This window comes from Ruegeria sp. AD5 (genome assembly GCF_056542345.1).
Window position 1 is genome coordinate 144,448 of record NZ_JBQFZR010000003.1, and the last position, 15,423, is coordinate 159,870.

16 protein-coding genes are annotated in these 15,423 nt (G+C 57.9%); 11 read left to right on the plus strand and 5 right to left on the minus strand.

Going from position 1 to position 15,423, the window contains the following annotated elements:
- Positions 1–61 precede the first annotated feature (61 nt).
- Positions 62–1,096 (plus strand): uroporphyrinogen decarboxylase, encoded by a 1,035-nt coding sequence (gene hemE, locus ACR0JG_RS17065; protein WP_480571377.1) that lies wholly within the window; start codon positions 62–64, stop codon positions 1,094–1,096.
- A gap of 58 nt (positions 1,097–1,154) precedes the next feature.
- Here hemE and ACR0JG_RS17070 read toward each other — a convergent pair whose 3' ends face one another.
- Positions 1,155–2,249, minus strand: a complete 1,095-nt coding sequence (locus ACR0JG_RS17070) for a CaiB/BaiF CoA transferase family protein (RefSeq protein WP_480571380.1) — start codon at positions 2,247–2,249, stop codon at positions 1,155–1,157.
- Positions 2,250–2,404: 155 nt separating this feature from the next.
- Between ACR0JG_RS17070 and ACR0JG_RS17075 the strand changes: the two genes are divergently transcribed.
- From ACR0JG_RS17075 to uvrC, 7 genes are all read left to right on the plus strand, one after another.
- The gene (locus ACR0JG_RS17075; protein ID WP_170423597.1) at positions 2,405–2,920 is read left to right on the plus strand and encodes an SRPBCC family protein; all 516 of its coding nucleotides are present in this window, start codon (positions 2,405–2,407) and stop codon (positions 2,918–2,920) included.
- A 91-nt stretch (positions 2,921–3,011) separates the two neighbouring features.
- Positions 3,012–3,941 (plus strand): ABC transporter ATP-binding protein, encoded by a 930-nt coding sequence (locus ACR0JG_RS17080; protein ID WP_170395599.1) that lies wholly within the window; start codon positions 3,012–3,014, stop codon positions 3,939–3,941.
- Complete coding sequence (locus ACR0JG_RS17085; RefSeq protein ID WP_170395601.1) at positions 3,938–4,699, plus strand: ABC transporter permease; 762 nt, start codon at positions 3,938–3,940, stop codon at positions 4,697–4,699. Before ACR0JG_RS17080 ends, ACR0JG_RS17085 begins: the two co-directional genes overlap by 4 nt.
- Before the next feature lie 104 nt (positions 4,700–4,803).
- Positions 4,804–5,601 (plus strand): S49 family peptidase, encoded by a 798-nt coding sequence (locus ACR0JG_RS17090; protein ID WP_170423599.1) that lies wholly within the window; start codon positions 4,804–4,806, stop codon positions 5,599–5,601.
- A gap of 168 nt (positions 5,602–5,769) precedes the next feature.
- Positions 5,770–6,732: a calcium/sodium antiporter gene (locus ACR0JG_RS17095; protein ID WP_170395605.1), complete on the plus strand. Its 963-nt coding sequence runs from the start codon at positions 5,770–5,772 to the stop codon at positions 6,730–6,732.
- A gap of 21 nt (positions 6,733–6,753) precedes the next feature.
- On the plus strand, positions 6,754–7,533 hold the full coding sequence (locus tag ACR0JG_RS17100; RefSeq protein WP_170423603.1) for an SDR family oxidoreductase: 780 nt from the start codon (positions 6,754–6,756) through the stop codon (positions 7,531–7,533).
- Between the two features lie 290 nt (positions 7,534–7,823).
- Positions 7,824–9,698 (plus strand): excinuclease ABC subunit UvrC, encoded by a 1,875-nt coding sequence (gene uvrC / locus ACR0JG_RS17105; protein ID WP_480571383.1) that lies wholly within the window; start codon positions 7,824–7,826, stop codon positions 9,696–9,698.
- Here uvrC and ACR0JG_RS17110 read toward each other — a convergent pair.
- Positions 9,695–10,579, minus strand: coding sequence for a DMT family transporter (locus tag ACR0JG_RS17110; RefSeq protein ID WP_480571385.1), 885 nt, complete (start codon positions 10,577–10,579; stop codon positions 9,695–9,697). The genes uvrC and ACR0JG_RS17110 overlap by 4 nt on opposite strands.
- 191 nt (positions 10,580–10,770) lie before the next feature.
- Here ACR0JG_RS17110 and pgsA point away from each other — a divergent pair, with 191 nt between their 5' ends.
- The 3 genes from pgsA to ACR0JG_RS17125 are packed head-to-tail and all read left to right on the plus strand — an operon-like array spanning position 10,771 to position 12,133.
- A complete protein-coding gene (pgsA, locus tag ACR0JG_RS17115; RefSeq protein WP_480571388.1) occupies positions 10,771–11,439 on the plus strand; it encodes a CDP-diacylglycerol--glycerol-3-phosphate 3-phosphatidyltransferase in 669 nt (222 codons plus the stop codon).
- 3 nt (positions 11,440–11,442) lie between these two features.
- Positions 11,443–11,688: a molybdopterin converting factor subunit 1 gene (gene moaD / locus ACR0JG_RS17120; RefSeq protein ID WP_170691391.1), complete on the plus strand. Its 246-nt coding sequence runs from the start codon at positions 11,443–11,445 to the stop codon at positions 11,686–11,688.
- Position 11,689: 1 nt separating this feature from the next.
- Positions 11,690–12,133, plus strand: a complete 444-nt coding sequence (locus tag ACR0JG_RS17125) for a molybdopterin synthase catalytic subunit (RefSeq protein WP_170408409.1) — start codon at positions 11,690–11,692, stop codon at positions 12,131–12,133.
- Between the two features lie 5 nt (positions 12,134–12,138).
- Here ACR0JG_RS17125 and ACR0JG_RS17130 read toward each other — a convergent pair whose 3' ends face one another.
- From ACR0JG_RS17130 to ubiA, 3 genes are all read right to left on the minus strand, one after another.
- Positions 12,139–12,459: a hypothetical protein gene (locus ACR0JG_RS17130; protein ID WP_170395619.1), complete on the minus strand. Its 321-nt coding sequence runs from the start codon at positions 12,457–12,459 to the stop codon at positions 12,139–12,141.
- Position 12,460: 1 nt separating this feature from the next.
- Positions 12,461–14,383, minus strand: a complete 1,923-nt coding sequence (locus tag ACR0JG_RS17135) for an OmpA family protein (protein WP_480571391.1) — start codon at positions 14,381–14,383, stop codon at positions 12,461–12,463.
- A 67-nt stretch (positions 14,384–14,450) separates the two neighbouring features.
- Positions 14,451–15,413: a 4-hydroxybenzoate octaprenyltransferase gene (gene ubiA / locus ACR0JG_RS17140; protein ID WP_170423611.1), complete on the minus strand. Its 963-nt coding sequence runs from the start codon at positions 15,411–15,413 to the stop codon at positions 14,451–14,453.
- Between the last annotated feature and the right edge of the window lie 10 nt (positions 15,414–15,423).

The following is a 15,423-nucleotide window of genomic DNA, read 5'->3' on the forward strand; positions in this document are numbered from 1 at the left end:
GCTTGACAAATTGCCACTGAGGGCCGACGCGTTGCACCAAACCGGAACACTGGGGGCACGAATGGCCGAGACAAAGAAATTGCTACGGGCGCTGGCGGGGGAAGTGCAGGATGTGCCGCCGATCTGGATGATGCGACAGGCCGGGAGGTATTTGCCTGAATATCGTGCAACGCGCGCACAGGCCGGAGATTTCCTGTCTCTTTGCTATAACCCTGAGCTTGCCGCCGAAGTCACCCTTCAGCCCATTCGCCGCTACGGCTTTGATGCCGCGATCCTGTTTGCTGATATCCTGCTTGTGCCGCAGGCGCTGGGTGCGGATTTGTGGTTTGTCACCGGCGAAGGTCCTCGCCTTTCGACAATTACACGGCAGTCGGAGTTTGATGCGCTGAAGCCGGTTGATGCAATTCATGAGACGCTCTCTCCGGTGTATGAAACCGTGCGCATCCTTTCTCGCGAGCTTCCTTCTGAGACTACTTTGATTGGCTTTGCTGGCGCGCCCTGGACAGTGGCGACCTACATGATCGCCGGACGGGGCACCCCGGATCAGGGGCCAGCCCATGCGCTGCGCGAAGAAAACACTGCGCTGTTCGAGGCGCTGTTGGATCGGATCACGGCCGCGACAACTGAATACCTGTCTGCCCAAATCGAGGCAGGGGCCGAGGTTGTCAAAATATTTGATAGTTGGGCGGGATCATTGAAGGGCGAAGCGTTTCAGAAATACGCCGTAGAACCCTGTCGCGAGATTACTGCCGCCATAAAAGCCCGCCATCCGGGCATTCCCGTGATAGGTTTCCCACGCGAAGCGGATCAGGGTTACATCGGTTTCGCCAAGGCCACCGGTGTGGATTGTGTCGCGCTGGACAATTCTGTGTCGCCCGAATGGGCTGCTGCGAATGTGCAAGTCGATGGGTGTGTGCAGGGCAATTTGGCTTCATCGCATATGGTGACAGGCGGGCAAGCGCTTGTCGATGAGACGCGGCGGATTGTCGAAGCCTTCTCAAAAGGACCGCATATCTTCAATTTGGGTCATGGTATTACGCCAGATGCGGACCCTGAGAACGTTCAATTGATGATCGATACGGTGCGCGGGCGGTAAGCCTGGCGAGGGGGCCAGCCTCCTCTTGGCCTGCGGCCAATTCACCCCCGAGGTATTTTTAGCCAGATGAAGCGGGAGGAAGTTCGTTCAAAATCTCATTTGTATGCTCTCCGCGTTTGGGGCTGGGCCGCGGTTGCCAGTTGTAGGTTGAGAATCTAGGAGCGGCTGCGGCTTGACGTGTTTCGTCGTGGTCGACCCATGTTTGGCGAGCCGAATTCATGGGGTGATCTCGTGCTTCTTGTGGACTTAGGACCGGCGCAACGCAGGCGTCTGTCCCCTGGAATAGCGCCGCCCATTCGTCGCGCGGTTTTCTGGCAAAGATTTCGCTCAACCGTTCCGTCAGGTTGGGCCAAGCGGTCTGGTCGTATTGCTGAGCGAACTCCGCATCATCGCTGAGCCCGAGGATGTCCAGAAAGTGAGCATAGAATTTTGGCTCTAGACACTGAACTGAGATGAAGCCGCCATCTGCGCAGGCGTAGGTTCGGCTCCAATGCGGTCCGTCAAGCAGGCTTTGACCCCGGGTGTCGGACAGGTTGCCGGTTTGGCGCAGGCTCATCAGCAAATTCATCATGTGTGCCGAGCCATCGTAGATGGCGGCGTCCACCACCGTGCCTTTGCCTGTACTTCGGGCATTCAAAAGCCCGGCGAGCAGACCTGCAACCAGATACATCGCACCACCGCCGATATCCCCGACTAGTGTTGCGGGCGTCAAAGGCGGTTGGCCGGGCGGCGACGCGTAGGATAAAGCCCCTGAAAGGGCAATATAGTTGAGATCATGGCCCGCTGTCTCAGAAAGTGGGCTATGCTGCCCCCAGCCTGTCATTCGGCCATAGACCAGCTTTGGGTTCAGGTGATGACAGTCTTCCGGCCCCAGCCCCAGCTTTTCCATCACGCCGGGGCGAAAACCCTCGATCAGCGCATCAGCCGTTGCGATCAGCCGTTTTGCAACGCTAAGGTTCTGCGGGTCTTTGAGGTCCAGCGCAATTGATCGTTTGCCGCGATCCAGCAGCGAACGTTCAGGCATACCCGGAGTGACGGCGGACCCTTTGCGATGGATGGTAATGATATCGGCGCCCATATCCGCCAGCAGCATGGCCGCGAAGGGGGCTGGGCCCAGCCCTTCGATTTCGATGATGCGTATGCCGTGCAGCATGTCTTCCTCCTGCGGCGCAGGGTTTCTGTTAGGCGGAACGAATGCAAGCGAAGAATCCCGATCCAGTGCCTTGGTTTGAGCAAACTGGTTGCCTGCATCGATGTTTCAGGGCTAGGTCTTTGTGGTCTGCCGTAGGATTAAAAAGAGGTTGAGAGATGCAGTTAAGCGATACCCGTGAAATTCAGGCGCCGCCTGCCGCCGTTTACGCTGCGTTGCTGGACCCTGAAGTATTAAAAGCCTGCATCAGCGGCGCGCAGGAGATTACCGGCGATCCAACCGAGGGGTATAATGCGACCGTGGTGCAAAAGGTTGGCCCTGTGAAGGCGACTTTCAAAGGCACTGTGACCATGTCCGACATGGTTGAGCCTGAACGCCTGACCATCGCTGGTGAGGGCAAGGGGGGCGCCGCAGGCTTTGCCAAGGGAAGCGCAGATGTAACCTTCGCGCCCAGCGAGGCTGGTGGCACCCTTCTGACCTACGAGGTCGAGGCTAAGGTGGGTGGCAAACTGGCTCAGCTGGGCAGCCGCCTGATTGATGGGTTTGCCAAGAAGATGGCCGATCAGTTTTTCGCCAATCTTCAAGAATATTTCGAAGGTCCGCCACCGCAAGAAGACGCTGCCGAAGAAGAGACCAAGTCAGGCTGGCTAGGTCGCCTGACAGGACGAGACTGAACCCTGCGCACACGCGCATGGCACTGTGCGGAATTGGACTGTTCGACGATGGTCCGTCACGATAGGTTGCGGGGTCAGAACGAGGGTACGCATGACGACCATATTGTCGATCCGGGATTTGCGGAAGTCTTATGCCGATGGGTTTGAGGCGCTGAAAGGTGTGTCTCTGGACATTGAAGAAGGTGAGATTCTAGCGCTGTTGGGACCCAATGGGGCGGGTAAAACAACGCTGATCTCGACTGTGTGCGGTATTACAACACCGACTTCGGGCTCGGTCACCGTAGGTGGCCATGACATCCAGACCGAGTATCGCGCAGCCCGCAAGATGATTGGGCTGGTGCCGCAGGAAATCGCGCTGGAACCGTTCGAGAAGGTCTGGAACACTGTCCGCTTTTCGCGCGGGCTGTTCGGTCATAGCGGAGACAACGCTAGGATCGAGGAAATCCTGCGCAAGCTGTCCCTATGGGACAAACGCCGTAACGCAATCAAGGAACTATCCGGAGGCATGAAGCGACGTGTGCTGATCGCGAAAGCCTTGGCGCATGAGCCAAGGGTGCTGTTTCTGGATGAACCCACCGCCGGCGTAGATGTCGAGCTACGTAAGGACATGTGGGAGATCGTGGCCGAATTGAAGCAGGCTGGTGTCACCATCATCCTGACCACTCACTACATCGAGGAAGCCGAGGCAATCGCCGACCGTGTGGGTGTCATCGACAAGGGTGAGCTTTTGCTCGTGCAGGACAAAGACACATTAATGGCGCAGATGGGCAAAAAGCAGATTGAGGTCATGTTGACCGAGCCCATTTTATCCGTTCCCGACGTTCTGTCCGATCATCAACTGACGCTCAACGGTGCAGGCGATGCGCTGATCTATACTTACGACACCAATGCCGAGCGCACGGGCATCACCACTCTTCTCAATGATGTTGCACAGGCCGGTTTAGTGCTGCGTGATGTGCAGACGCGGCAATCGAGCCTTGAAGAGATTTTCGTCAACCTCGTGTCCGGAGAACCCGCATGAACTGGTCCGCTATTACTGCCATCTACCGGTTTGAAATGGCCCGATTCTTTCGCACACTGGCGCAGAGTTTTTTGTCTCCGGTCCTGTCGACCTCGCTTTATTTCGTGGTATTTGGCACTGCCATCGGCAGTCGCATTCAAGAGATCGAAGGCGTGTCCTACGGGGCCTTCATTGTGCCGGGTCTGATCATGTTGTCCGTAGTGATGCTATCAATCTCGAACGCGTCCTTTGGCATCTACTTCCCCAAATTCTTGGGTACGATTTATGAGTTACTTTCAGCCCCCATCAATTTCATCGAGATTGTGATTGGCTATGTGGGCGCGGCCGCAACTAAGGCACTGTTTGTAGGTCTTGTCATTCTGGCCACTGCGACGTTCTTTGTGGACATTCGCATTGAACACCCGTTTGCTATGGCGGCTTTCCTGATCCTGTCCTGCCTCAGCTTTTCCTTGCTGGGTTTCATCGTGGGTATCTGGGCGGGTAATTTTGAACAGATGTCGCTTGTCCCCCAGCTTGTTGTGACGCCCCTGATTTTTCTGGGTGGGACGTTTTACTCGATCTCGATGCTACCTCCGCTTTGGCAGACGATCACTCTGTTCAACCCCGTGGTTTATCTGATTTCCGGGTTCCGCTGGTCATTCTACGGTATCGCAGATGTCCCGATATTTTGGAGCCTTCTGGCCATACTGGCCTTCACCGGAATATGCCTCGCGATCATTGGCTGGATCTTCAAAACCGGTTGGCGCATCCGCAGCTAGGGCGTTGCATTTTTGCCCATCAGGTGTGTGAAATTGGTTCACGTCGCGTTTATGGCGCTTCGGGTCTCTTGTTTACGGCTCCGGCGCGCTCTACATCGGCTTCCATGAAACTCAGCCTGCCCTTCATGAAAAAGCCGCCACTTGTGGCCGTTGTTCGCCTGTCCGGTGCCATTGGAATGGCCGGGCGAGGGTCGATGAACGCGACCGCTCTGGCACCGGTGTTGGAGAAAGCCTTTCGCAAGGGCAAGCCCGCTGCGGTCGCGCTGGAGATCAATTCGCCGGGCGGCTCCCCCGTTCAAAGCTCATTGATCGGTGCGCGTATCCAGCGACTGGCGGAAGAGCTTAAGATCCCTGTTTACGCTTTCGTCGAAGACGTGGCGGCTTCGGGTGGATATTGGTTGGCGGTTTCAGCGGATGAGATTTGGGCCGATGACAGTTCGGTTCTGGGGTCGATCGGCGTGATATCGTCGGGATTTGGCGCGCATGTTTTTCTGGCACGTCAGGGCTTTGAACGGCGCGTACATACTGCGGGTCAGTCGAAATCAATGCTCGACCCGTTTGCTCCGGAAAAGAAAGAAGACATTGCACGGCTCAAAGTGCTGCTGGGCGATATCCACGAGAATTTCATAACCCATGTGAAATCTCGCCGGGACGGCAAGCTGGACAGCAGCGCTGATCTGTTCAACGGCGAGGTCTGGCTGGCCCGTCGCGCGCAACAGCTGGGCCTGATCGATGGTATTGCCCATCTGAAGCCCAAGATGCAGGAGAAGTTTGGCGACAAAGTCAGGTTCCGCCGCTATGGCCTGCGCAAACCGATCTGGTCGCGCTTCGGCGCGACGCTGGCGCAGGATGCCATTGCCGGTATTGAGGAGCGCGCTGCCTACGCGCGTTTCGGGTTGTAGAGTGATCATCAAAGCAGTCACCTTGTTCCTGATCGCCATGGGCGTTCTGGCGATGTTCGGCAAGCTACGCTTTCCTGGACAGAAACGATTGAGTTCTGCGAAATGTCCGCGTTGTGGGCGGTTCAGGATCGGCAAAGGCCCGTGTCCTTGCGAAGAAGGAGGCCGTGGATGACGGCATGGCTGTTCTCCGGCCTCGGGCTGCTGATCCTGTTGTTGGCAGGTGACGCGCTGGTGCGAGGGGCCGTGAACCTCAGCCTGCGGTTGGGGGTTCCCGCCCTGATCGTCAGCCTGACAATAGTTGCATTCGGAACTTCGGCCCCTGAGCTGCTGATTGCAATCAGCGCCATCAAGGAAAACGCGCCGGGCATTGCGTTGGGTAACGTGGTGGGCTCGAATACAGCGAATATCTTGCTGGTTCTGGGATTGCCCGCGCTTCTGGCGACCTTGCACACAAGCGAGTGCGACAGCCGCAAGAACTACATCTTCATGCTTCTGGCGTCGGTGTTATTTATCGGGTTGGCTTTTTGCGGGGTCTTTAATCTGCTCAGCGGGGCAATTTTGCTGGCTGCGTTGGCTCTGATCCTCGGCAACGCGTTTCGCGAAGCACATGCGCACCGTAAAGCCTGTGGTGAAGCTTGTGCCGATGAGGACGAGCTTGAGGGTCTTGAGGAAGCAGATCCTGACATGCCCTATTGGAAGGTGGCGATCTACCTGATCCTCGGCTTGATCGGCCTGCCAATGGGTGCGCATCTGCTGGTCGAAAATGCGACCGTCATTGCCCGGAACTATGGTGTGAGCGAAACAGTGATCGGCCTTACGCTGATCGCGGTGGGTACGTCCCTGCCGGAACTGTCGACAACCGTCATGGCTGCCCTGAGGCGACAAGCGGATGTGGCACTGGGTAACGTCATCGGATCGAACATGTTCAATCTGCTGGCCATTGTCGGCATTACGACCTTGTTTGGGCGTATTCCCGTCGATCCTGAATTCCTGCGTTTCGATCTGTGGGTGATGCTCGGCGCGTCGCTGTTGTTGGTTCCTTTTGTGTTCTTCAAGAAAGATATCACACGCGTCTGGGGCCTGATCTTGACAGCGCTCTATGTGATCTATGTTGCAAGCCTGTTAGCCTGACCTGACGAGGAGAATGAGCCCATGACCCGAGCATTGGTGACCGGTGCCGGTAAACGCCTTGGTCGTGCCATGGCGCTGTATTTGGCGCAGCGCGGCATGGATGTCGCTGTGCACTATTCCAGTTCGGATCAGGCTGCGCGTGAAACGGTTGATGAGGTTCAGGCGCTGGGCCGAAAGTCAGTTGCGCTGCAGGCCGATCTGCTTGATGAGGGGCAAGTCAGCTCATTGCTGCCGCGTGCAGCTGAGGCGCTGGGTGGTCCGATCACCTGTCTGGTCAACAATGCATCGATATTTGAGTATGACAATATCCACACAGCTACCCGCCAAAGCTGGGATCGGCATCTCGACAGCAACCTGCGCGCACCATTCGTACTGACCCAAGCCATGGCCGAGCAGGGGTTGCAGCCGGAGCTTGATGATCAGGGAGAGCCTCTGGCGATTGGGCTGATCGTGAACATGGTGGATATGCGGGTGCGTAAACTGACGCCTGAGTTCATGTCATACACGATTGCCAAGATGGGGTTGTGGGCCTTGACCCGGACTGCAGCGCAGGCTCTGACACCCGCAATCCGTGTGAACGCGATCGGCCCTGGTCCAACGCTGCAGGGTCATCGCCAAAGTGATGCTCATTTTAGCGCTCAGCGGCAGAACACGATTCTGGAGCGCGGCGCGAACCCGTCGGATATTACTGCTGCGCTGGGATACTTTCTGGATGCACATGCCGTTACGGGGCAGCTTCTTTGCGTCGATGGTGGGCAACATTTGGGTTGGCAAACACCCGATGTTCTTGGTGTAGAATAAGTAAATCTGCTGCAAGTTTTGCACTGCTCTCGTTCCTGTTATCTGAACGTTACAAAAATGTCTTAATTTTCATACACTTGTCTCAGATCAACAAATTTATCGTTTAAAAACAACAGCATAATTTCCTGCCTATTTTTTGTGCAGATCAACGAATAGGCAAGGATTCAAGGGAAAATCACGATGCCCCTAAAGTTATCTGCACAGTTATCCACAGAAGTCGTGGATTTGTTTTCTCTTGATCTGAAGCGCACAAGATTGCAGCCATGGTCAGAGAATCATATCTCAGACTCATGACCGCCAGCACCGATCCCGAATCGTCGACCCAAGCCAACGGCTATGCCTGCATTCAGCGTTATGTGAAAACGCTGGACAGCTCGCCGGGTGTGTATCGGATGTTGGATGGGGACAGCCGAGTTCTTTACGTAGGTAAAGCGCGAAACCTGAAGGCGCGGGTATCGAACTACACGCGCCCGGGGCACTCGGGTCGGATCGAGAAAATGATCGCCGCAACTGCCTCGATGATGTTTCTGACCACTCGGACCGAGACCGAGGCGCTGCTGCTGGAACAGAACCTGATCAAGCAGCTCAAGCCCAAATACAACGTATTGTTGCGGGATGACAAAAGCTTCCCGAATATTCTGGTCGCCAAGGATCATGCCTTTCCGCAGATCAAAAAGCACCGAGGGGCGAAGAAAGAAAAGGGGGCTTATTTCGGCCCCTTCGCCAGTGCAGGCGCGGTGAACAGGACGCTGAACCAGCTGCAAAAGGCGTTCCTGCTGCGGAACTGTTCGGATTCCATGTTCGATAGCCGGACCCGGCCGTGTTTGCTCTATCAGATCAAGCGATGTTCTGGACCGTGCGTCGAACTGATCTCGGAAGCCGACTATCGTGAAAGCGTTAAGGATGCCGAAAGGTTCCTGTCAGGCCGATCTACCAAAGTGCAGGAAGATCTCGCCGCGCAGATGATGGCTGCCTCCGAGGCGATGGAGTTCGAACGCGCCGCCGGTTTGCGCGACCGTATCCGGGCGCTGACGCAGGTGCAGACGTCTCAGGGCATCAATCCCCGCGGCGTGGCCGAGGCTGACGTCATTGGCCTCTACATGGACAGCGGTCAAGCCTGCGTTCAGGTGTTTTTCATCCGGGCCAACCAGAACTGGGGTAACCGCGATTTCTATCCGCGCGTCGGCCCGGATGTGTCACAGGCTGAGGCGATGGAAGCGTTTCTGGGCCAATTCTACGACAATAAGGAACCACCCCGGCAGTTGATCCTGTCTGATGCAATCGAGAATGCCGATCTGATGCAGGAGGCATTGTCGGAAAAAGCTGGACGCAAGGTGGAAATCCTGGTGCCCCAGCGCGGTGAAAAGCAGGAACTGATCGCCGGTGCCTTGCGCAACGCTCGTGAATCGTTGGCCCGGCGGATGTCGGAAAGTGCCACGCAGGCCAAATTGCTACGCGGAGTGGCCGAGGCCTTTGATCTGGACGCGCCGCCGAACCGAATCGAAGTTTACGACAACTCTCACATTCAAGGCACCAACGCCGTGGGTGGCATGATCGTCGCGGGCCCAGAGGGGTACATGAAAAACGCCTATCGCAAGTTCAACATCCGCGGCGACGACCTGACCCCCGGCGATGACTTCGGCATGATGAAAGAGGTCCTGACCCGCCGTTTCGCACGCCTGCAAAAGGAAGACCCGGATCGCGACAAGGGGCATTGGCCCGATCTGCTGCTGATCGACGGCGGCGCGGGGCAGGTGAGCGCCGTGCACGAGATCATGGCCCAGCATGGGGTCGAGGACATCCCGATGGTCGGTGTCGCCAAGGGTGTCGATCGAGATCACGGCAAGGAAGAGTTTCACCGCATCGGGCAGCGCCCTTTTGCGCTGAAACGTAACGATCCCGTATTGTACTTCATCCAGCGCTTGCGGGATGAGGCGCACCGCTTTGCTATCGGCACCCATCGCGCGAAACGCGCCAAGGCGGTTGGTGCAACGCCACTGGACGAAATCCCCGGCGTCGGGGCCGCGCGCAAACGCGCCCTGCTGGCTCATTTCGGCAGCGCAAAAGCCGTGAGCCGCGCCAATTTGGCGGATCTGAAAGCGGTCGAGGGGATTTCAGCCGGGCTGGCGCAGAAGGTTTATGACTTCTTCCACGACAAGGGCTAGGTCTTTCGCCCTCGCCAAAGAATATAGAGGCCCGAAGCCACGATGAGGGCGCAACCGATCCACATGGTCTGATCCAATTGCTCGCCAAACATCACCACGCCCAAGCCGATACCGAACAGAAGCCGCGAATAGCGAAACGGCGTCACAGATGAGACCTCGCCGGTGCGCATTGCCTTCATCAGCGCGGCATAGGCCATGACCCCCATCACGATCGCCCCGCCCATGTGCAGGCTGACATGTGGCGTCAGGGTTTGTAGCGGTGTTCCTTCCCAGAATCGATAAGCCAAACCCGCGACAATGATGCAGAGGAAGCCATAGAACCCCAGAACCTCGGTGCCCAGTGTAGCGGGCGCGGCGCGGCTCGCCAAATCGCGCCCCGCAAAGCCCAGCATCCCCAGCACGGCAAGGATTGACAGGGCCGAGAAGCTGTCTCCGGTCGGTTGGATGATGATCACAACGCCAACAAGACCGATCAGAATGGCGCTCCATCGCCGCCAGCCGACGGATTCGCCAAAGAACAACGCCGCCCCTGCGACGACGACCAGCGGCGTAGCCTGCAGGATCACCGTAGCCGAGGACAGAGGCGTTAGCGCGATCGCCAATACATAGAACAACCGTCCAAGGATCTCGAAGACCACACGTACTTTCATCGGGCGCGACAGTACGTCGGGCTGGAACAGACGCGTGCCACGTATCATGGCAACCGCTGCATAGATCACAGCACCACCCGCACCGAAGAGAACAAGCACTTGCCAGATCGGGATCGACGCCGAAGCGGCCTTGAGCAGCGCATCCTCCAGCGCGAACAGCGCCATTGCGGCGACCATCCAGGCGCTGCCGATCAGATTTGACCGGGGGTCGGTTTGAATATGCAGCGTCATGTCAACTCGGGGGTGATTTCTGGTAGGACCGATCGACAATCTGACGCCAAAGCAATCAAGTGCCAAGATGAAACCTGTTGGGTGCCCGACGCTGCGACGCTTTGACTTTTAGGACAGCAAACGCTTGTGCGGGGTCAGTTTTTTAAGACCCTGTCTTTTCTGTCTTGAACCGGCGATGTAGGGTCCAAGCCATGAAATGGAACCTGCCGAATATTCTGACCGTTTTACGCCTCGTGGCGGCACCCGGTCTCGCCGTGATGTTTCTGTATTTCACGCGTCCCTATGCGGATTGGTTTGCGCTGATCCTGTTCCTGACCGCGGCCATCACCGATTGGTTTGACGGCTATCTGGCACGCGCCTGGAAGCAGGAAACCAAGATAGGCGCCATGCTGGACCCGATTGCCGATAAGGCGATGGTCGTTATCGCGCTGATGATTCTGGTCGGGTATTCAGCTGAGCATTGGACGCCCTGGTTGGTGCTACCCGCCACGGTGATCCTGTTTCGCGAAGTCTTTGTCTCGGGCCTGCGTGAGTATCTTGGCGATGTGGCCGGAACCCTTAAGGTCACCAAGCTGGCCAAATGGAAAACCACGGCGCAGATGGTGGCCATCGCGATCCTGTTCTCGCAAGGCATATTCGAGCACCATTTTGTGATGGCCACATTCGGCATGGACGCGACAACCATTGATCAGGTGCTGGCAGGACAGGTCGAGGATCTGAACAACATCCGCTGGCACCTTGAGGCCATGTTCTGGTCAGGCCGGATCGGGCTATGGCTGCTCTGGATTGCCGCGACGCTGACATTGATCACCGGCTATGACTACCTACGTAAAGCCATGCCCCACCTGAAGGAGAGCTAACCGATGAACGTGCTGTATTTCGCCTGGGTGCGCGAACGCATCGGCCTGCCGAAAGAGAAGGTTGAAACCGAGGCTGCAACGGTCAACGATCTGGTCGCGGAACTGAGCGCGCGTGAGGATCGCTATGCTGCCGCTTTTGCCGATCTGTCGGCCCTGCGCGTGGCGCTGGACCAAGAGCTTTCGGATTTTGACGCCCCACTGACCGGTGTGCGCGAGGTTGCGTTCTTTCCGCCCATGACGGGTGGCTGAAATGCGGATCGTCGTGCAGGAGGCCCCGTTCGATCTGGGGGCCGAAGCCAACGCATTTGCCGCCGGGGACGATGCCAACGGGGCCATCGTGACCTTCACGGGCGTTGTGCGTGATCTGGCCTCGGGCGATCTGGATGTGATGGAGATCGAGCACTACCCGGGCATGACCGAACGCGCCCTGACCAAGATCGCGGAAGAGGCGCAAGCGCGATGGTCACTGGGCAACGTTCTGGTAATTCACCGCCACGGAAGACTTGCACCGGGTGATCGGATCATGATGGTCGCAACCGCCGCACCGCACCGCAAAGATGCGTTTGAGGCGGCGGAATATCTGATGGATTACCTCAAATCCCGTGCGCCATTCTGGAAGAAGGAAATCACCACGTCCGGAGCGGAATGGGTGGCCGCCAAGGACGAGGATGAAGACGCGCTGACCCGCTGGTAAGGCGCCTAGTCCGCGTTGTTGATCCGCCCGCGCATCTCTTCGGCTTCCTGCCGCGCTGCGCGCAGCCCTTCCATCGCGGCATTCAGCTCGGCTTCGGTTTGCGTCAGCTGGTTGGTCAACTCTGCCTCACGCTGCTGCAGATATGTGATGGCCTGATCGCGGGTCTCTTCGGCCTCATGCAGTTCCTGACTCATGCGGTCCAGATCGGCTACGTCGCTTTGGCGGACCCGGGACAGCCGATGGGCCAGCCAGTTGGCGAACCAACCCATGCAGAAAGCTGCGAACAGGATGATGGCGGTGGCGATGATGAATTCTGTTCTGTTCAACTTACTGGTCCTCTGAGCCCGCATCCGGTGCGTCGGTTTCAGGTGTCTCGGTTTCGGCCTCAGATTCGGCCTCGGCTTCCATCGCCTCAAGCCCGGTCAGGGTGTTGGCCACGGGTTCGGGACGGATCAGGCGAAACTCGATACGGCGGTTCTCTTCGCGGCCTTCTTCGGTGTCGTTATCGGCGATGGGCTGCGTCTCGCCATATCCGACCGCAGAAAAGCTTGAGGTCGGCACGCGCCGTCCGCGCAGTTCGTTCAGGATCGACTGCGCGCGCGACTGGCTGAGCTGCTGATTCATCTCTTCACGGCCCTGACTGTCGGTATGGCCCTGAATCTCCAACCGGATCGGGCCACATTCGCGCAGGATGTCCGCGATCTGGTTCAGGGCATCGCGCGAGTCGGCGGCGACAGTGGCTGATCCCGGTTCGAACGCAATCTTGCTGGCGGCCTGAACCTCGGCCAGCTGCTCTTCGCAGACCTCAGGGTCGGGCGGCGCGTCGGCGGGTGCGGGCGGCTCCTGATAGGTGATTGACAGGGTGTAATCCTGCGCCTCGCCCAGCTTGTCCGACAGCATGCCGGCGATCCGGGCCTTGGCGTCGGGATCATGGCTGATGCCCGACAGTGCTACATTGTCCGGCGTAACGGTCAGGGCGCCATTGTGCAGTTGCGACAGTGCCTCCAGCCCGGCCAAGACACGTATGGGCCAATCCGCGGGCAGGTCCGGTGCAATCCGGGTGGCTGTGTGCACCTGCAATGATCCAAAGGCGGCACGTGCAAAGCTGTCGGTCATTTCACGCAGCGTTTCGTCACTCAGACGGCCACGCAGTTGAACCAAACCCTCAGGGCTACGTGTTGCGACGAATTCAATAGGCCCAGTCGGGTCATCCGGTTCGGGTTCGGGAAGAATTGCATGCAAGGCGAAAACCTCGGGCAGCGTATTTTCGAGTTCTCCCACGATGCGGTCGAAATCCAAAGGGTTAGTCCCTTGTGTAGCAATTAGAGTGATATCTGCATCCGACAGAGTAACTGAACCCTGACCAAGTTCGGATAGCGCACGAATGCTGAGCTGCGCTGCATTCGCCCAACGCGGAGACGGTACGCCTAGCCCAATGGTGCAGGAATAGGGGCCGGTCAGTCCGGCCTCTTGTGCTGCAGCGACGATGATGTCGCGCGCAACTTCATCCTGGGCCGAGCACGCATCAAACTGCCCGCCATCCTCATCTATCAAATAGCGCAGCGTGAATGGTGTGATTACCGGGCGAGGTGCCGAAATTGAAAGGCCGATTCGCAGACCTGGTGGCGCGGCGCGGCTCAGGTCTTGTTCCAGCTGGTCTTTCTCTTGCTGGCTATCGGCAATGGCCGTGATACGCACCAACCCTGGGCTGGCAGATATCTTGGCCCGTGGCAAATCCGAGAGCGCTTCGATCGCATAGTCGATTGCCTGATCCCATCCGTCTGGCTTGGGATAGTCGGCACTTTCCATCAGGTCCGAGACTGACGCGTCCCGATCAAGGCGTTGCAGCCTGTCTACCAGATCGTCGCGATCCAGAGCCGCAGGTACTAGCCCGATAATCGAAATTCCGCTGTCATTGCGCAGGATCTCGGTAGAAAAGCGGGGCGGTGTCAGATCGGCGGTGGGAGCAACCTCCATCTCGTCAATGACGCGCGAGGTGTCGACCTCGGTGCCCGCAGCGATCAGGGCGTTGAATCGGGTCGCCTCAGTCGGGGCCGTGCCGGTCAGAACGACACGCAGGCCGTCGGATTCGACTTCGGCCCAATCATGCCCCTGCAAGTTCAAGGCCTTTCGCACGGCCAGTTCCGAGGCGTCTTCGATCTTGCTGACCGCAAATCCAGCGACCACCAGCGATAGAACGGCGGACACCGCGAAAATCAACGCAACAGCTAGGGCGTAAGGCAGACGCATGGGCGAAATCGAGACTCCTCGGGCGGTTGGTTCCGGGACTCATACAGAGCGCAGCACAGAGGTGCAATCAGAGGAAAAGGGCGACGCAGAGGAAGATCAGCGGAATCAAGCCGGTGTCACGATTGGCCCTGAAAAGCTGCAGCAATTTGGCGTTGTCCTCCGTGTCCAGCCCCCGCAATTGCCAGGCCAGATGCCACCCCATCGCCCAGGGCCCGCCAAGGGCGACCGCCAAAGCAAGAACCGATGTCCCGGGCAAAGCCGCGTCGATAATTGCAAAGGCCATTAGACTGACGGTTCCAATCAGAAAATACTTGAGCCAACGGGCGGTATCGGTGCCAAACAGCCGTGCGGTTGACTTGATGCCGATCAGCTCGTCATCCTCGGCATCCTGATGGGCGTAGATCGTGTCGTAGAACAAAGTCCAGGCGATTCCTGACAGATAAAGCATGATCGCAGGCCAGCCCACGGTGCCGGTATGTGCAGCCCAGGCCAGCAATGCGCCCCAGTTGAAGGCCAGCCCCAGAAAAATCTGCGGCCACCACGTAAAACGTTTTGCATAGGGATAGATGGTAACAGGCAGCAAAGACAGAACCCCCATCGCAATCGCGGCCCGGTTGAAGGTCAGAAGGATGGCCAGGGCCAACAGACATTGCAGCACCATCCAGAATGCAGCCTGACGGACACTCACTTGGCCTGAGGGAATCGGGCGCGACCTTGTACGCTCGACCTTCCCGTCAAACTCACGATCAGTAATGTCATTCCACGTACAGCCCGCGCCGCGCATCAAAAACGCACCAATGGCACAACCAACTGCGATCCAAAGATCCTCCCATCGTGGTGCGCCGTCGCTCAGGATGGCCAAGGCCAGACCCCACCAGCAGGGAATCAGCAGAAGCCATGTGCCGATGGGTCGGTCTGCGCGGCTGAGCCGCAGGTAAGGGCGGGCAAAGGCGGGGGCGTGGGTGTCGACCCAATTGCCGGTTACGGCATCGGCGACTTGACCGTCTGGTGTTGGGGCATTGCCTTGCATATGTAGGGTC

Excerpts from the sequence above, each read along its gene's own strand:
- ACR0JG_RS17090 (WP_170423599.1), top strand. The coding sequence starts at position 4,804 with ATGAAACTCAGCCTGCCCTTCATGAAAAAGCCGCCACTTGTGGCCGTT.
- ACR0JG_RS17135 (WP_480571391.1), bottom strand. The coding sequence starts at position 14,383 with ATGCGTCTGCCTTACGCCCTAGCTGTTGCGTTGATTTTCGCGGTGTCC.
- uvrC (WP_480571383.1), top strand. The coding sequence starts at position 7,824 with ATGACCGCCAGCACCGATCCCGAATCGTCGACCCAAGCCAACGGCTAT.
- ACR0JG_RS17080 (WP_170395599.1), top strand. The coding sequence starts at position 3,012 with ATGACGACCATATTGTCGATCCGGGATTTGCGGAAGTCTTATGCCGAT.
- ACR0JG_RS17110 (WP_480571385.1), bottom strand. The coding sequence starts at position 10,579 with ATGACGCTGCATATTCAAACCGACCCCCGGTCAAATCTGATCGGCAGC.
- ACR0JG_RS17075 (WP_170423597.1), top strand. The coding sequence starts at position 2,405 with ATGCAGTTAAGCGATACCCGTGAAATTCAGGCGCCGCCTGCCGCCGTT.
- pgsA (WP_480571388.1), top strand. The coding sequence starts at position 10,771 with ATGAAATGGAACCTGCCGAATATTCTGACCGTTTTACGCCTCGTGGCG.
- hemE (WP_480571377.1), top strand. The coding sequence starts at position 62 with ATGGCCGAGACAAAGAAATTGCTACGGGCGCTGGCGGGGGAAGTGCAG.
- ACR0JG_RS17125 (WP_170408409.1), top strand. The coding sequence starts at position 11,690 with ATGCGGATCGTCGTGCAGGAGGCCCCGTTCGATCTGGGGGCCGAAGCC.
- ACR0JG_RS17100 (WP_170423603.1), top strand. The coding sequence starts at position 6,754 with ATGACCCGAGCATTGGTGACCGGTGCCGGTAAACGCCTTGGTCGTGCC.
- moaD (WP_170691391.1), top strand. The coding sequence starts at position 11,443 with ATGAACGTGCTGTATTTCGCCTGGGTGCGCGAACGCATCGGCCTGCCG.
- ubiA (WP_170423611.1), bottom strand. The coding sequence starts at position 15,413 with ATGCAAGGCAATGCCCCAACACCAGACGGTCAAGTCGCCGATGCCGTA.
- ACR0JG_RS17095 (WP_170395605.1), top strand. The coding sequence starts at position 5,770 with ATGACGGCATGGCTGTTCTCCGGCCTCGGGCTGCTGATCCTGTTGTTG.
- ACR0JG_RS17070 (WP_480571380.1), bottom strand. The coding sequence starts at position 2,249 with ATGCTGCACGGCATACGCATCATCGAAATCGAAGGGCTGGGCCCAGCC.
- ACR0JG_RS17085 (WP_170395601.1), top strand. The coding sequence starts at position 3,938 with ATGAACTGGTCCGCTATTACTGCCATCTACCGGTTTGAAATGGCCCGA.